This window comes from Kroppenstedtia sanguinis (assembly GCF_050433445.1).
GTDB lineage: Bacteria > Bacillota > Bacilli > Thermoactinomycetales > DSM-45169 > Kroppenstedtia > Kroppenstedtia sanguinis.
Map to the genome: position 1 here is coordinate 122,820 of NZ_JBNPXF010000002.1, position 16,495 is coordinate 139,314.

The 16,495-nt window shown below is 53.2% G+C and carries 15 protein-coding genes and 1 riboswitch; of the genes, 1 reads left to right on the forward strand and 14 read right to left on the reverse strand.

What is annotated here, in order from left to right; translation table 11 throughout:
* Positions 1-3: 3 nt before the first annotated feature.
* The 9 genes from JOD24_RS02250 to JOD24_RS02290 form a co-directional block, all read right to left on the reverse strand.
* Positions 4-459 (reverse strand): redoxin domain-containing protein, encoded by a 456-nt coding sequence (locus tag JOD24_RS02250; RefSeq protein ID WP_380166265.1) that lies wholly within the window; start codon positions 457-459, stop codon positions 4-6.
* 92 nt (positions 460-551) lie between these two features.
* Positions 552-1,091: a peroxiredoxin gene (locus JOD24_RS02255; RefSeq protein ID WP_380166263.1), complete on the reverse strand. Its 540-nt coding sequence runs from the start codon at positions 1,089-1,091 to the stop codon at positions 552-554.
* Positions 1,092-1,675: 584 nt separating this feature from the next.
* Complete coding sequence (locus JOD24_RS02260) at positions 1,676-2,353, reverse strand: SOS response-associated peptidase (protein ID WP_380166261.1); 678 nt, start codon at positions 2,351-2,353, stop codon at positions 1,676-1,678.
* A gap of 73 nt (positions 2,354-2,426) precedes the next feature.
* Entirely contained in the window at positions 2,427-4,058 is a 1,632-nt protein-coding gene (locus tag JOD24_RS02265) for a thiamine pyrophosphate-binding protein (protein ID WP_429246249.1), read from the reverse strand.
* Positions 4,059-4,174: 116 nt separating this feature from the next.
* Entirely contained in the window at positions 4,175-4,534 is a 360-nt protein-coding gene (locus JOD24_RS02270) for an arsenate reductase family protein (protein WP_429246250.1), read from the reverse strand.
* Positions 4,535-5,051: 517 nt separating this feature from the next.
* Positions 5,052-5,609 carry a cob(I)yrinic acid a,c-diamide adenosyltransferase gene (locus tag JOD24_RS02275; RefSeq protein WP_380166255.1) on the reverse strand — a complete coding sequence of 186 codons (558 nt, stop codon included), beginning with the start codon at positions 5,607-5,609 and terminating at the stop codon, positions 5,052-5,054.
* Between the two features lie 59 nt (positions 5,610-5,668).
* Positions 5,669-6,460: a heme ABC transporter ATP-binding protein gene (locus tag JOD24_RS02280; RefSeq protein ID WP_380166253.1), complete on the reverse strand. Its 792-nt coding sequence runs from the start codon at positions 6,458-6,460 to the stop codon at positions 5,669-5,671.
* A gap of 37 nt (positions 6,461-6,497) precedes the next feature.
* The gene (locus JOD24_RS02285) at positions 6,498-7,478 is read right to left on the reverse strand and encodes a FecCD family ABC transporter permease (RefSeq protein WP_429246251.1); all 981 of its coding nucleotides are present in this window, start codon (positions 7,476-7,478) and stop codon (positions 6,498-6,500) included.
* A gap of 44 nt (positions 7,479-7,522) precedes the next feature.
* Complete coding sequence (locus tag JOD24_RS02290) at positions 7,523-8,473, reverse strand: ABC transporter substrate-binding protein (protein ID WP_429246252.1); 951 nt, start codon at positions 8,471-8,473, stop codon at positions 7,523-7,525.
* Positions 8,474-8,615: 142 nt separating this feature from the next.
* A riboswitch (cobalamin riboswitch) is annotated at positions 8,616-8,812 on the reverse strand.
* 1,602 nt (positions 8,813-10,414) lie between these two features.
* Here JOD24_RS02290 and JOD24_RS02295 point away from each other — a divergent pair.
* The gene (locus JOD24_RS02295) at positions 10,415-11,206 is read left to right on the forward strand and encodes a DUF2797 domain-containing protein (protein ID WP_380166245.1); all 792 of its coding nucleotides are present in this window, start codon (positions 10,415-10,417) and stop codon (positions 11,204-11,206) included.
* 70 nt (positions 11,207-11,276) lie between these two features.
* Here the strand turns inward: JOD24_RS02295 and JOD24_RS02300 are convergent, their stop codons facing one another.
* The 5 genes from JOD24_RS02300 to JOD24_RS02320 form a co-directional block, all read right to left on the reverse strand.
* Positions 11,277-11,834 carry a glycerol-3-phosphate acyltransferase gene (locus JOD24_RS02300; RefSeq protein WP_380166243.1) on the reverse strand — a complete coding sequence of 186 codons (558 nt, stop codon included), beginning with the start codon at positions 11,832-11,834 and terminating at the stop codon, positions 11,277-11,279.
* Between the two features lie 77 nt (positions 11,835-11,911).
* Complete coding sequence (locus JOD24_RS02305) at positions 11,912-12,475, reverse strand: nitroreductase family protein (protein ID WP_380166323.1); 564 nt, start codon at positions 12,473-12,475, stop codon at positions 11,912-11,914.
* A gap of 84 nt (positions 12,476-12,559) precedes the next feature.
* Entirely contained in the window at positions 12,560-13,612 is a 1,053-nt protein-coding gene (locus JOD24_RS02310) for a YkvI family membrane protein (RefSeq protein ID WP_380166241.1), read from the reverse strand.
* A 129-nt stretch (positions 13,613-13,741) separates the two neighbouring features.
* Complete coding sequence (locus tag JOD24_RS02315; RefSeq protein ID WP_380166239.1) at positions 13,742-13,873, reverse strand: hypothetical protein; 132 nt, start codon at positions 13,871-13,873, stop codon at positions 13,742-13,744.
* Between the two features lie 181 nt (positions 13,874-14,054).
* Complete coding sequence (locus tag JOD24_RS02320) at positions 14,055-16,478, reverse strand: transglycosylase domain-containing protein (protein ID WP_380166237.1); 2,424 nt, start codon at positions 16,476-16,478, stop codon at positions 14,055-14,057.
* Between the last annotated feature and the right edge of the window lie 17 nt (positions 16,479-16,495).

Genomic DNA, 16,495 nt, shown 5'->3' on the forward strand with positions numbered 1-16,495 from the left:
CTCCTATTGCTCTTGGTTTCCCAGGAGACGCTCCAGCGGACGCTCCAACATTTTCATGGCTTTTTCACCGGCAGAGCGATGACGTAGCTGCCCTTCTGCATCAAACAGGTAGAAGGCAGGCACAAATTCGTTTTCAAAAGCATCTACGACACTGTGCTGGTTATCGATGGCTTGGGGATGGGTCATCTCATATTTTTCAATCGCTTCTTTGACCGCTTCTTTATCGGTATCTTTTTCGGAACGGGGCATGTGGATCCCCACCACCTGCAGGCCCGCATCCTTGTAACCGTCCCGAATTTTTAGGACATCCGGCATGCTTTTTTTACAGATGCCGCAACTGATGGACCAGAAGTGAATCAGGACCGGCTTTCCCAGCAGCTCCTCCTTGGTCACCTCTCCGTTCACCCATTCGGTGACACCCTTCAATTCCGGCATTTCTGTGCGCAATCGTAACGCCATGTCTCATACCTCCTACTTCATCGTCCCTAGCCGTTTCGGTTTATATTTGGTGAAAAAGGACCTAACGGAGGCGTTAGGTCCTGGGATCCCCCTCAGAGAGTTTTTTCACCTGGTTTCCAGTCGGATGGGCAGAGGCCCCCGCTTTGCAAAGCCTTCAGTACCCGAAGAGTTTCATCCACACTGCGACCTACGTTGTCATCGGTCACGACTTGGTAACGGACAATCCCGTCGGGGTCGATGATGAACAGCCCCCGTTGAGCGACGCCCTCTTCTTCGTTCAACACTCCGTAGGCACGGCTCACGCGGTGGGTCGGATCGGCACCGAGAGGGTATTTAACCTCACCCAGACCGTTGTCATCCCGGGAAGTGTTGATCCAAGCACGGTGTACGAACTCCGTGTCTGTGCTGACACCGACGATCTCGCATCCTTCATCCCGGAATTCCTCATAACGGTCGGAGAGAGCGGTAATCTCAGTCGGGCAGACAAAGGTGAAGTCCTTGGGATAGAAGAACAACACCAGCCACTCCCCTTCGTAATCAGAGAGCTTCACTTTTTCTTCCAAGGTTTCGAGATTCTTTGTGCTGTTCATTTCAAAGTCCGGCGCAGGCAATCCTACCAAACGTTGAGGCATAGCATAGTTCCTCCTTCATTCTTTGATACTCATGACTCATGTTAACAATCTACCCATGCAATCGATCCGCTAAACCGTCCATTGCCTGGGTTCCATGTATACAATAACATTTATATTATAGAAGTCAATACTATGTTAAATTCAATATAACCTGGGAACGATTTTCAGCGATAAATGAAACTAATTTGCAGAAAAATCGTCACTTCTTGTTCAAAAATGAATATCGATGATCTCATCTTTATAGAAAAAATTTTTTAATGAGTTAAAAACAAAATGGATCTGCTCAAGCGTGTGGGTTAGCCCTATTTTAGATAAGAAATAAGGAGGATGGTGAACGGTGAAGAGCCTTTGCACCCATAGGCACAAGTCTCGCCAGGGTCGCTTCCGCTCCCAGGTCTCGCTATGGCAGCACACGACTCCCTTCCGCTGCCCATTTGCTGGTTAATCAACAGCCCTGGTTTTGTTCCCATCATCCACTTGATGGTTCATCAATAGCCCTGGTATCTGGTGTGTGGATTCACCCGAAAAGGGGGATGAAAGAAAGTCCTATGCAACTAAAGATCATCTACAAACACTACCCTTTCCTACTCCATCGGAAGGATACATTCAGGTTGGTCAATTTTGGGAGAGTTGACGATGGGGGAGACGGGATAGGTCCGCATGGGGGCCGGATCACAGGGATCCAACAGAGACTTCAGCCCGTCGGGATCCTGAATCCTGGGGTCCAGCCACAGGTCCTCCTCCGATCGGTCCAGGATGACAGGCATTCGTGGGTGTATCGGACGAACCTTGTCATTGGCAGAGGTAGTGATGATGGTGAATGTATGTAGGGTGCAACTCTCTTCGGGATCAGTCCACTGATCCCAGAGTCCGGCAAAAGCAAACAGGTCGCCCTGCGCAAACAAAATTCGCATTGGCTGTTTTTTACCGGATGTGTCTTTTTTCCACTCGTAGAAACTATCCGCTGGCACCAGACAGCGTTTGCGACGGAAGGAGTGGCGAAAAGCTGGCTTTTCCGACAAACTTTCGCTGCGAGCATTGATCAGGCGGCTTCCGATGGAAACATCCTTAGCCCAATACGGGATCAATCCCCAGCGCATCGACACCAGTCTCCGAGTGTTTTCCCGGTAAACCACAATCGGCACCGACTGTGTCGGTGCGATATTGTAGCGAGGGACCGAGTCCCGCGACGTAATCTCTTCCACTTGAAAATGCTCTTTGATTTCACCCAGTCCCACCGTTAAGGTAAACCGTCCGCACATGGCCCTCTCCCCCTGCTTTTGGTTTCTAAGCCTCTCTGCCTCCTATTTCACCAGATCCTCTGTTTTTCCTTTTTCACAGTTTGGTGTGAGGGACGATGGTATCGTCACAGCGAACATCCACCAGGGAAACCTCGCGGGAGGCCAGGGCCGCTCTTAGGGCGGGTTCCAGCTCTTTCGTCTGTTCCACCCGATATCCCTCGGCTCCGAATGCTTCCGCCATCTGGACAAAATCCGGACTGTTCACCTCACCTCCCAGCGTCTTAAGCCCCCCTTTGATCATTCGGTTTCGCTCCATAGCATAGACCCCATTATTTATCAGAATGATGGAGATCGGAAGTTTATATGCCACCGCCGTGATCAGATCGGCCCATGTCGTTCCGAATCCACCGTCTCCCGCCAGTACCACCACCTGACGCTCCGGTTCAGCCAGCTTGGCGGCCATAGCTGCTGGCAATCCGAAGCCGAGGGTACGCCAGCGCCCCGAGATCAGGATCTCCTGCTTTTTCGCCTGGAAAACCCGGTTGAACCAGAGCAGGTGATCCCCCACGTCCAGAGCCATGATGGCATCGGCTTCCACCACCTGATGGAGGGCAGCCACCACCCGTTGCGGGGCGATCGGTTCCGTATCCAATTTAGCCTCCCTTTCCAGCTGTGATTTCCAATTCCCCTTCAGTTCCTGAACCCGCTGCAACCAGGCGAAAGGAGCCCCATCCCCGATCTCCCGTATCATTTGTGGTAAAACAGAGGACATCCCCCCCGCCACTGCCGCGGTGATCGGCATCCGATCCCCGATATTTTCCGGCCGGGCATCCACCTGGATCACCGGGATGGGGGCGGGAACAACTTCCTGGGGCCACCAGGTGGCGCCCAGGATCAGACATCCGTCTGCCTCCCGGAGCAGCTCCGTAGCAATGTCACTGCCCCCTTGACCCAAACCGCCGATATAGAGTTGATGATCATGGGGCACACAGGATTTGGCTGGGAGGGTGGTCATGATGGGCGCTCCCCATTTCTCGGCTAGCTGGAGCAATTCCCTTTCGCATCCTTTCACCCCGCGCCCAGCCAGGATAACCGGGCAGGCCCAACTCTTCATAATTCCGATGGCTCTCTGCAGCTCATGCTCCGGTGGCGGCGGGGCCGACTGGGGAACCATCGGCGGATAAAGTTCTCCATGCACGCCGTCCATCCAGACATCCTTCGGGATCGACAGATGGGCAACTCCCCCCATGGATATGGATTTCTTCATAGCTAGGTTCAGCTGAACGGGAAGTACTCTCGCATCAGCAGTCAGCGCTGAATATACCGCCAGCGGCTCGATCATCACCTGTTGATTGAGGTCCTGTTTACTGCCCGTCCCCAGCTTTTTTCGTTCCACCTGTCCTGTGATCGCCAACACCGGTGCCCGATCCTGGGCGGCATCCGCCAGACCATTGAGCATGTGGACGATTCCAGGGCCGCTAGTGGCGGCGCAGACCGCCAGCCGGCCAGTCAGTTTCGCTTCGGCGGAGGCCATCAGGGCGGCTGTGGTCTCCAGACGGCAATTGATGTAGCGGATCTGATCCTGTGCGGCGATCGCATCCATGAGATGTAAGATAGCATCCCCCGCCACTCCATAGATCCTTTCACATCCCCAGGCCGCCAATTGTTCTACCAAGTACTCCGCAGCGGTTCGCGACAGAGCGGATGTTTTTTGATGGATTGACATGGAGCATTCCCTCTTCCGCCCTTAGTCTGTATCGGATTCCAACAGACATACTGCAACACTCGTCTTCAGATTGTAACAAGGCATAAAAAAAGCACCGGATCGATCCGATGCAGCCTTCAGCGGGCCCAAACCTCGTCAAAAGTCTCTTCCTTAAAGCCGACGGTCACTTGTTTGCCATCCGTGACGATGGGACGTTTGATCAGCATTCCGTCGGAGGAGAGCAGGTCCAGCATTTCCGCCTCGTCCATCTCCTTCAAGCGATCCTTGAGCCCCAGTTCCCGGTACTTCTTCCCACTGGTATTAAAAAATTTGGTCAGGGGGAGTCCGCTCTTTTGCACCAGGCTCGCCAGCTCCGAGGGAGAAGGCGGGTTTTCGACGATATGGCGGTCTTCGTGGGAGATTCCCTTCTCATCCAAATACTTGAGCGCCTTGCGACACGTCCCGCAGCGCGGATACTGATACACGGTTAAAGTCAATTCTGGATCCCTCCAAGCGTAGTGGGTCCTTCCTAGAAGGGTTGTGATACCCTGCGTTTGTAGACGGTCGGGATGGGGTTTCAGATCTTTTCGTTGTTCTGAACTGCCAAGATCACTCCATGTGAAACCCAGGGCTGTTGTTTAACCATAAAGTGGATGATAAGAACGAAAGGATCCTTTCGCTCTTCCCATTGCCCCCATCGTAAATATGGCTTGAGGGGACGGGGAGGGTGGGACGGCTACGATCTCTTGCAAAGAACGCATAGCGAGACCCGGGAGCGGAAAGCGACCCTGGCGAGACTTGTGCCCTATGGGTGCAAAGACTCTTCACCCTCCCACCATCCCGACCTGATTTCCACCTCATATATGGCTAATCAACAGGACTCTGTGAAACCTCATCCGCCCTCCGATATTTTCACTCCACTGTCGGGAGATCTGTCCTATCCAACCGGTGGGCACCGTCTTTTCTTAAATCTTGCATTACCAGACATGCCCTAGTATACCCGATGGAAGCCGATTACTTAAAGACCTGGCCTCCCCGTTTGTATTCCACGTCACCGATCCCTTTTCGAACGTTGACCACACGGGCGATCGCAAAGAAATAATCCGACAGGCGGTTCAGGTAGCGGCGAACCTCTTCATTGGTCTCCTGTTCTCCAGTGAGGGTGACCACCCGCCGTTCCGCTCTCCGGGTGAGTACCCGGCAGATGTGCAACACCGCCGCTGCCGGGCTTCCCCCAGGCAGAATAAACCTGCGGATTTCCGGCGTCTCCTGCTCATAGCGATCGATCCACTCTTCCAGACGAGTTACACTCTCTCCGCTCACTTTATAATTCCGCTTTCTGCCCGCCTGGGCCAGATCTCCCCCCGCATCAAACAGCTCATGCTGAATCTCTGTCAGTTCGGCGATCAGATCCCCATACGCCTCGGAATCCAGGCGGCTGATCGCTTCTCCAACAAAGGCATTCACCTCATCCAGGGTGCCATAAGCCTCCACCCGGATATCATCCTTATCCACCCTGCCTCCGATCACACCGGTTTTCCCCTCATCCCCGGTCCGGGTATATAGTTTCATATTTCATTCCTCCTCGGTTTGAGTCTCCCGTGATCACAACAGAAACGATCCTGCCGATTTCAGGACGGTTGGATCTCCTCTCCTGGTTGGAGCAAAACCTGAGGTGCATGGGTGATCGGGTGTTGGGTGAGAACGGGTTCCACCCCGTATACTTCCCGGATCCGATCGGGAGTCAATACGTCGGAGGGCGTTCCCTGTACAAAACAGACGCCCCCTTTTAACATCAGGAGCCGATCGCAATAAAGAGCCGCCAAGTTGAGATCATGGAGGACGATTAGGACCGCCACCCCCTCCTTCTGACTCCAGGACCGGATCCAGTCCAGCATCCCCAACTGATGGGCGATATCGAGGAAGGTGGTCGGTTCATCCAGGATCAACACGCGGGGGCGTTGTGCCATCGCCTTGGCAATCGCCACCCGTTGCCGTTCCCCTCCACTCAACTGATCCACCTGTCGATCGCCATCCGCCTCCAGGCCGGTTTCCTGCAATACCTTCTCCACCACTTGCTGATCCCCTTCTCCCTCCCAGGGCCAAAAACCCTGATGGGGATGACGTCCCATCTCCACCACTTCTTTGACCGTGAAAGGAACCGAAGGCAGCCCTTCCTGGGGAAGAACGGCCAATCGTTTGGCCTTCTCCCGCTGAGACCAAGCGGACAGGGGGCGCCCATCCAGCCAAACTTCCCCCTCATCGAAAGGCTCCTCCCCGGTCAACAACCGGATCAGTGTGGTCTTTCCGCTACCGTTCGGACCGAGCACTCCCAACATCTCCCCAGGGGACACCGCAAGATTTACCCCGCGCAAGACCTTCCGGTTTGGATAAGATTTATGCAAACCCTCTGCAATCAGCATCTCCATCTACCCCTTATCCCCAATCGCTCCCAGTCACTCATGGATATTCGTGTCTGCGCTTTAGCTGCCAAGCAAAAAACGGTGCACCGACGAGGGCGGTTACCACCCCGATGGGCAGCTCCCGAGGCTCCATCACAGTCCGGGCCACGGTATCTGCCCCGACGAGGAAGAGTCCTCCCGCCAATACGGCGGCGGGGATCAACACCCGATGATCCGGACCCACGATTCGGCGCATGATGTGAGGAATAATCAACCCCACAAATCCGATCGTGCCGGAGACAGAAACAGCGGCTGCCGTCATCAAGGTGGCCGAAAGCAACAGCACCAGCCGAGTCCGACGGACGGGGACACCCAGGTGAGCGGCAGACCGCTCTCCCAGGGAAAACAAGTTTAGGGGGCGCGCCATCAGCCAAATCAAAAGCAGCCCGGAAATCAAAAAAGGGAGCACGACATAGATATGGTGCCACTCCCGGGCAGCCACACTTCCCATGATCCAAAACTGGATCCGTTGCAACTCTTCTGCTGAAGAGATCCCGATTATAAAGGTTAGCATCGCACCGAAAAAGGCCTGGATCACCACGCCGGACAGGATCAGGGTTGATCGACTCATCCCTCTGCCCGCCAGTCCAATGACGAGGATGAGAGCCGCCGTGGCGAAGAGAAAGGCCCAGACCGGCACCGTCCATCCCCCCAACCAGGCCACGCCGGCACCAGTAAAGATGGCGATCGCCGCCCCCAGGGCAGCACCGGAGGAGACCCCAAGGATATAGGGGTCGGCGAGAGGGTTGCGCAACAATCCCTGAAACACCACCCCTGCTCCTGCCAAGGCCATCCCCACCAGGGCGGAGAGAATCACCCGGGGGAGACGAATTTGCCAGAGGATCGCCTCAGTCGCCGGATCCACGGTTTTCTCTCCCGTCCACTTATCCTCCACGGTTCGCCAGAGTTCTTCCCATCCCAGCTCCGCACTGCCCCAAGAGACCGCCGCACCCATCGCCATCAATAGCAGAAGGCTCAAAGCGAGTGACCAAACCAGGAACCGTGAGAACCAACCCCATCGCTTCATTTGACTGTTTCGGCATATATTTCAGGGTAGATCGCCTCGGAAATCTGGAGCAACCCTTGGGTGATTCTCGGTCCGGGGCGACTGACGATATTGCTATCCAGCTGTTCTACCCGGTCTTCCTTTATAGCCTGGATACTTTTCCAGCCGCCCCGGGCTGCGATTTTCTCCTCTTTATCTGAATGGGTGTAGAGGATCACATCGGGATTCCATTTGACCACATTCTCCGAGGAGGCTTGGAACCAGCCTTTCTCTCCCTTCGCCACGTTTTTCCCACCAGCCAGTGTGATCAGTTCATCCATGAAAGTGCCCTCTCCGGCAGTAAATAGATCGGAAGAGACTTCGATCCATACCTTGGCCTGTTTGTCCCTTGGTACCTTGGCAGCGATCTTTTTCGCTTGCTGTTCCTCTTTCTTCATCTTGGAGATCAGCTCATCCGACTTTTTCCCGGCACCTGTCGCTTTCCCCACATCCTGAATCTGTTGGAACACACCCTCCAGATTCTCAGGTTCATAGGCGATGACTGTCAATCCCAGCTTGCGGAGCTTGTCCACGGTCTCCTTCCCGTTCAGACCCTCTGAAGCCAGAACCAGATCCGGTTTCAAGGAGAGCACCTTCTCCGTGTCGATCTTCATATCACCCACTTTTTCCACCTTTTTGACCTCGGCGGGATAATCATCATTGGTCGTCACCCCCACCATCCGGTCCTCCAATCCCAAGGCGTATGCCGTCTCCGTCATGCTGGGAATCAAGGATATGATCCGTTTGGGTTCTTTTTTTACGGTCACCTGGGTGTCCGTGCCATCTGTCAAGGTGACTGGAAAACCGGCTTCCTGCTTTCCGGAATCCTCGTTGTCAGCAGGTGCATTTGGAGTGGGCGCACAGGCGACCATCGCAAACACGAGCAGCAGGGATAATCCAATTGCAGAAATTCGCGTCCATCTTTTCATCTCATCCGCTCCCATTCACCGTTTTTCCCGAGGCAAAAAGAAAAACCCCACTTGCCGTGAGGCACAGGGGTTCCTGACCGAATCAAAAAAAACGATCCCAGGATCCGGGCAGTTGCTCTCCTCAGCCTCGAAGGAGATCGCAAGTTTCCCAGATGAAAAGGCAGGTCTCCTGGCTTATGGATCCTCACTCCGCCGCACCTTCCCGTTCTGTAGAACAGTGGCATCCTGCGGCTTCGCTCCCCAAATACAGTGGCGGGACCGCACCGGAATCTCACCGGCCTTCCCTTTTCACTCCCCGTTCTCCGTGGTGACGGGGAGACCTTTTCATCCTATCGACTTGTGATCCCATTATATAATGAAACTGAGAACTGGTTCAATTATAGGGACTGCCAGCGGCCTGCAAAGAAAAAAACTGGTAACAAATTGGCAAAGGGAGGACAGATGCGGACATCCCTGCCGCACCGCCTCAGATGGACAGAAAAAGTTGATGAACCAAAGTTGAACAGCAGAAGGAAGTCGGCTACCCAAGCGACCTGGCCCGTGAAGAAGTCTGATGTATGAGGGGACCGGGTGGGTAGGACGGTTACGATCTCTTGCAAAGAACGCATAGCGAGACCCGGGAGCGGAAAGCGACCCTGGCGAGACTTGTGCCCTATGGGTGCAAAGGCTGTTCACCGTCCCCCCCTCCCGACCTTATTTCCTACCCAAAATATGTTTAATCCACACGCCTGGTTAAATGATGGGGTTTCACAATGATTCTAACTTCCACCCCGAAGGGACTACTCTACAACTGATGGAAGCCATCGAGGCGGCCCCGGCTCCTGCAAAAAATTTTCAGCTGAATTTTTTCAAGACGAAAAGGCCGACCAATATGGGTCGGCCTTTTCGTCTCAAGGGGGTTAAACTAATTCTTATCAATTAAAAAGAGGATTGCAATGGTTTTTCATCTTGCAAAGACATCATTTTCAACCTTCGAAATCGTTTCTTCAAAACTATAACCCATGTAAAAATATATGTCAATCAATGAAAAAAGGGGATTGGCTAGCCACTCTGCAAGATGCAAATCCTAATCCTTTAGGACGCTGCCACTTTCAATTATTATAACGAAGTTCCTATATCAGAGGTTTCAGCTCCCTCCAATCCGTCCTACTTCTCCAGATTTTCATCCCGTTTCTTTTCAGCATTCTCCAGAACCTTTTCCACCCGGTTCTCCAGGTACTGATATTGCTTGATTCGGTATTTTTTCATCATCTCAACCCTCTGATCGATTTTTTTAGTTAAAGCTGTGGAATTGGAGAGCTTCCCCTGTTGCTCCAATTCCTCGGCGGCGGCTTTCAGGTGGGCACTCTCCTGATCGTAACAAGGAATTTTTCATATCATCCCTTCCAATCCAAAGCTTAATTTCCATATGGTGTATAATCCGTTACCGACTCTATTGTAAATCAATCCAAATCGAGAGAATATAGCCGGAAGCAGGGCTGTTGATTAACCAGAAAATGGGCAGCGGAAGGGAGTCGTGTGCTGCCAAAGCGACCTTTGCGCCACAGGCACTACAATCTCGATGGGCTGAAGCCCTGGAATAAAGGTAGCCATCCTACCCAGCGGAGAATCTGGAGGGAGGGCGTTTAGGGGCAACCTCTTCCCTGTGTTGCTTCCGTAAAGCTTTGCCCCTGCCCGATGGTCAGATTTGGAGCGGCCAGTTTTCACTTCCTTGCCGGATGGCAACGGTCGCGTGGGTGAACACGATCTCCCCACCCAAAATATGGCTAATCAACACGCCTGAGCCGGAAGGTTTTATATTGCTCACCTGCAGAAGCCGCAAGGAAGCTTTGAAACCTATCTTTCGTGAAAGAATCCCATATGACATAATGAATTTAGAACCCATGTTCATAGATTTGGGCCCGGCCTTTTCACGGTTTTGAAAAAGGAGTGTGTTCATCTATGCAGTTGACCGGCTATGTCCAGCCGTTGATCCATCAGCATACAGATCCGATTACCTACTTCTGGCCTTTTTCCGATCAGAAGCTACCCATCAACGAATTGCTAGGGGAAGAACTGGAGATCCGCTTTTTGGGAGAAAAAGCTTGTATATACTGTGGACGAAAGATCAAAAAGACTTTTAACAGCGGTTCCTGCTATCCTTGCTTCCGGGACCGAGCAGAGAATGACTTATGTATTGTGAAGCCTCACCAGTGCCACTTTCACCTGGGCACCTGTCGGGATCCTGCCTTTGGCGAACGCCATTGCATGCAACCTCATATCGTCTATCTGGCGATCAGTGATGACGTCAAAGTGGGAATTACCCGGAAAACCAACATGCCGAAACGATGGATCGACCAAGGAGCCGTGACAGCGGTTCCCATCGCTGAGGTTCCCGACCGCAAAACCGCAGGCGAGCTCGAGATGGTCTTGGCGCAATTTATCAAGGACAAGACCAACTGGCGACGGATGCTCAAAAATGAGATCGCCGACCGAGATCTGCTGGAGGTACGTGCCGATATGGAGGAAAAAATCCCGGAAGAGTACCGAGGATACTATCAGGGGGATCGAGAACCGCTGACCTTTCATTACCCTTGTCTGGAATTCCCGGAAAAGGTCAAGCCCCTGAACCTGGACAAAGTGGATCAGATCCAGGGCAAACTCCTCGGAGCCAAGGCCCAATATCTCATACTGGATAGCGGAGTGATCAATATCCGCAAGTTCAGCGGATATAAAGTGGAAGTGGCGGTTTGAAAAACGAACAACAAAAAATCGAAGCCGCTGACGGAGTAGCCTTCGTCAGCGGCTTTGACATAGGTATTTTTCATCGCTTGTGGCGAAAACTCCAGTAGCGCCAGCGATCCGGACGCCCTTTCCTTCGTAACAGAATCAAGCCCCCTGCAAACAATACCACCAGCACCACATACAACCCCGGAAATAAAACAAGGGAAAAGAGGATAACCCCGATGGAAGCAAAAAGTACAGAGACGGAAAAATAACGGGTGAGAAAAAGAGTCAGCAAATAGATGCCCAACCCCACTGCTAGCAACAGCGGACTCAGGATCAGCAAGCCCCCTGCAGCGACGGCCACTCCCCCGCTGTGGACGGGCCGAAACAGGGGAAACAGATCCCCCAGCACAGCTGCCGCGGCTGCCAGTGCACCTCCCGACCACCCTGCCAGCAATAACCCGATCAGGGTAGCCAACGCCCCTTTCCCTATTTGCAATCCTGCGAAGATCATGCCATCCCGCAGACCTTTTCCCGGACGGAACCCACCAGGGGAAAGATGAGTCACCCCGGGCGCTCCCCGGCTTTGAAACAGAGCGAAGGCAGGGAGTGAACCGATCAGGTAGCCGATGACGGCAATCAAGATCCATATCATGTTCTCCCTCTCCCTTTCAGGCAGATCGCACAACCGGGAACCGGTGACAGGAGGTTTTCCCTAAAAAGGATGGAACATTACTGATCCCACCATTCCACTTTCTCCTCCATGGGAGCCCGAGGGCGTTCCTTGGGAAGAATGGAGGGGTAACCGATGTACAAAAACCCGAGCAAGGTTTCTCTTTCCCCTAGTTGAAAAAACTCCTTCATCCTTGGGTGGTAAGTCGGCTTACCTGTACGCCAGATCGCTCCCAACCCCAGAGCATGAGCAGTAAGTAGCCCATTCTGAACCCCGGCGGCCACGGCGCAGATCTCTTCGATTTCCTCTACCTTTGGATCCTCGGAAGGATGGACAGCTGTAGCGATAACTACAGGTGCCCTCAAGGGCTTCCGTTCCTCTCGTTGCAAACTTTCAGCTTGTGCTTCTCGCTCCTCTTCCGTCCACCCCTCCGCTTTGATCTCGCTCAGCACTTTTCCCAACCTCACCCGGGCATCTCCGGTCAATACAAAGAATTTCCAAGGTTGGGTCATATGATGGTTGGGAGCCCAACGAGCCGCTTCCAGCACTTTTTCGATCAGTTGTGGGTCCGGCATGGTTTCACTCACTTTACCAATACTCCTCCGGGACCGAATGGCATCCATCACATCCAAATAAACTCTCCCCTTTCATTGGCTTCCCGTTCTATTCTATCCGATTCCGCTCCATTTAGGAAAATCCGAAGCATCTCATCTCTGAATGGCCGGATATTTGCAAAATGTCAATAGGAGCAACGTCAACAGTCCGCAATAGCCGAAGAAGGGATAGATATACCCTACGAATACCGGGAACCCGATCAGGGAGCAGACATATCCTAGGATAAAGATCAGAGCCATCAGCGTATTGATCCGAACCGGAATCCAATTTTCCAGATTGGCGGCCAATCCATAGACATTCCCGATGAGTGTGGTAAATATTTCACCCCACATCACTGCTAAAAAAAAATATTTCATTCCATCCCCCAGGGTGGAGATCACCAGTGCGATGGGAATCTCCAGTTGAAAGATCTCGGGAATTTTGAGTGCCAAGGCAAAATTGCTGGCCAACAGCATCACTCCCAAGCCGACCCCCCCCAGGATTCCTCCAAGCCGGAGTGTCTTTTCATCCTGGATCTCCCCTCCCATGGGAATCAGCACCGACTGTGACATTGCCAGGTTAAATGCGGCGTAAGTAATGGCGGAGACGACCCAGTTCCGGGCTCCTTCCATGGGTTCCATCGCCAAAAATTGACCGAGACCCGGCCCTGACAGTCCCTGGATTCCCACCACCAGGGTGAAGGCAAACATGCAGGGAACCACCAACGCATTGACATTCAAAATTCCTTCCATCCCTTTGATGATCACCAAAAAGGCAATCAGGGAGGTGACAATCACTCCAAAGTGAAAGGAGAGTCCCAACTGCTCCTGGAACAGAGCCCCAGTCCCGGACATCATCGCGGTGGTCACCCCAAAGAGTATGACTCCCACGAATCCGTTCATCCAACGGCCTACACCGGGACCAAACAAGTAATTATTAAACTCCTCATAGGAACGGGCTTGTAGGCGAGCCCCAATCACCATCATCCGGATCCCCAACCAAGAAAACAGCACGGTCACCAGCAAGATGGCAAACAAGCTTTTAAAGCCGCTGACCGTAAAAAATTGCATGATTTCCTGTCCAGAAGCGAAGCCCGCTCCCACCACCGTGCCAATATAGGTGAAACCGACACGGGAAGCGGTAAACCACCGTTCATGCAACACCACAGACAACCCCTCCCCGACTGAACTCGTCCCCGTAGAAACAGTCTATTGGGACAACACCCGGTTTAGAACCTGTCCGTCGGCTGGCCCAAAAACAACGAACCCCCTACCGATATGGAGGGGGTTCGTTGTTCAGGTGCTCGGACGATCCGGTCCGTCCATCTTTCGGTTACCCAATCCAGGGCGCGATTTCCGGTCCTGGACTTCTTTGTTCTCTTTTTCCTTGCGTTTTTGTTCCGGGCTGAAATTTTCCCGCTTCTTCATGGGATGTACCTCTCCTTTGCCGCCAGGTTCCGGCTGAACCCAAAGCGTCGTGAATAAATGTTGGACGGGGCCGATCGGGATGGGGTTTCACATTCCGGAGTCAAAGTTTATACGAACCCCAGATCTGCCACACCCTAGTCTGCCCTGCTCCACCATTCCCATGCAGTGGGAGGTCACCTTTTTATCCGCCCCAAACCGGGGGACGCCAGGGACCCTGGTCTCCCTGATCCGGAAGGGGGATAGGCTCCCCTGGGCCGTCGTCAGGGGGAGTCTCCGGCGGCTCTCCCGGATCCTCTTCAGGAGGATCTCCTCCCTCATCCCCAGGGGTGTCATCCCCTCCCTCATCTCCCGGTTGCTCTGGAGGTGGGGGTTCCGAAACCAATTGGATCTGTGCCGTGTTGGATGGAGCTGCCTCTTTGTTTTCCACGGTGTCGACTGCGATCACCCGGTATTGATAGGTCTTTTTCCCGCTGTTTGAACCAGGGAGTCCTTCAGCCGGTTCAGGAATAACCATACTACCATCCGTATAAGCACCGGAAGAGGTCTCTCCGATCGCCTGCCAGTTGCCCCCTTCCTCGGAACGTTCCACCCGATATTTCAGACGGCCGGAATAATCGTTCCACTTCAACCGGACCACTTGTTGATCGGCATCGTAGGATGCAGACAGTTGGACCGGCTTCAATTGGAAGGGAGGACGGGGCTCCGGCACACCTGGATTGGAGAAACGGCTGATCTGGGTTCCCTGCAAAGCTTCCGCCATCACTCTTCGAAAAATCTTCGCCGGATAGCCTCCGCCAGAAAGTTCCACTTTGCCATCTCCTTGATTGAAAACCATAGCGGACATTACATACTCCCGGGTGTAACCTACAAACCAAGCCTCCCGGCTGTTCTGCGTCGTCCCTGTCTTTCCGGCCACATCTCGTCCATCTGGAAGACGGGCACTCGTCCCCGTCCCTTGTTGAACGTTGTAGTGCATCATCCGGGTCAGATAGTAGGCGGTTTTTGGAGTCAAGACCTGCTGATTCCTCTCCACTTCTTTCTCCGCTTTCCATTCCCGATTCTCCCGAGTAATCTTCCGGATAGCATGAGCGTCGGTCATGTGGCCGTTATTGGCAAAGGGAGAGTAAGCCTGGGCCATCTGGATCGTGTTCACCCCTTCGGTCAGGCCCCCGAGAGCCAGTCCAGCATCCGAGGATCGATCCTTGTGATTCAGTTGTAGTCCCATCCGGGTGGCATACTCCACCGCAGTCTCCCGTCCCACTTTATTTTCCAACAGCCAGGCCGTAGCCACGTTGAGAGATTTGGCCAGCACCTGTTTCAGTGGCAACTTGCCAAAATAACGTTGCTGAAAGTTTTTCGGTTGCCAGTTACCAATGCGAAAACCCGGTGGATCCGGAACCACGGAATATTCATCGTATCCCTTTTCTTGTACGGCAGGAGCATAGACCGTGATCGGTTTGATGGCTGACCCCGGTTGCTTCAATTCTTCCTTGGAGCGAAGAACATATCCCTGCCCCTTATATTCACGCCCACCGGCAATGGCGGCGATCCCCCCGGTTTGAGGGTGGATCATCGTCGCTCCGCCGTCCAGCTCCTCTTTTTTCTGAAAGAGAGCATCATCATCGAAAGCTTTCTCCATCGCCAACTGAGCCTGGGGCGCCAGATGGGTCTGTATTTTGTATCCTCCGGTGGCTAGTTCCGTCTCGGAGATGCCATACCGTTCCTTCGCCTCTTCCATCACCAGATGTTTAAAAGCTACATACTTATCTGTCTTCAAGTATTTCTTCAGGTGTTTTCGATCCACACCCAGCTCGGTCTGGTGGAGACGATCCCGTTCCTCCTGAGAAATCACTCCTTCCCTCGCCATCAAATCGAGAACCAGGTTTCGCCGCTCCAGCGCTTTCTCCTCGTTCCGATAGGGATTGTATGTGGACGGAGCCTTGGGAAGGGCCGCCAACAAAGCAGCCTCCTGGGGCTCCAGCTTCTCCCGGGTCAAATCTTTTCCAAAGTAGATTTTGGATGCCATCTGGATACCCTGCACATCATTACCGAAGTAGATAAAGTTGAGATAAGCTTCCAGGATATCTTTCTTGTGATATTTTCGTTCCAGATTCCATGCGACGGCTACTTCTTTCAATTTACGAGCATAGGTTTTCGTATTGCTTTCCAGAATGACATTGCGGGCCACCTGCATTGTGATCGTGCCCCCACCCTCTGCCTTTCTACCTTGCAGCACATTATGAACCATCGCCCGCATCAAACCTTTGAAGTCAACGCCATGATGATTATAAAACCGGCGGTCTTCCACGGCGACAAAAGCACCTTCAATCAGTTTTCGCGATGGGACATCCTCCATATGAACATATTCCTTGTTGGTGGATCCCAGTTTGGTCGCCGGACGATTGTTCACATCGTAGATGGTAGAAGCCACGTCGACATGCTTCAATCGGTCGAGAGGCATCGATTTGGCCGACACCATGATCACGGAACAGGCTCCCGCTACCAACAAAGCTGTCGTGATCAACACAAGCAGGATCCATTTCCGGTTTAACAGCCGTCTGGACCCTTTTTTTCGCTTCCTGACCTCGGCCCGTTTTTCCTTCATGCTTCCCAACCTCCCAT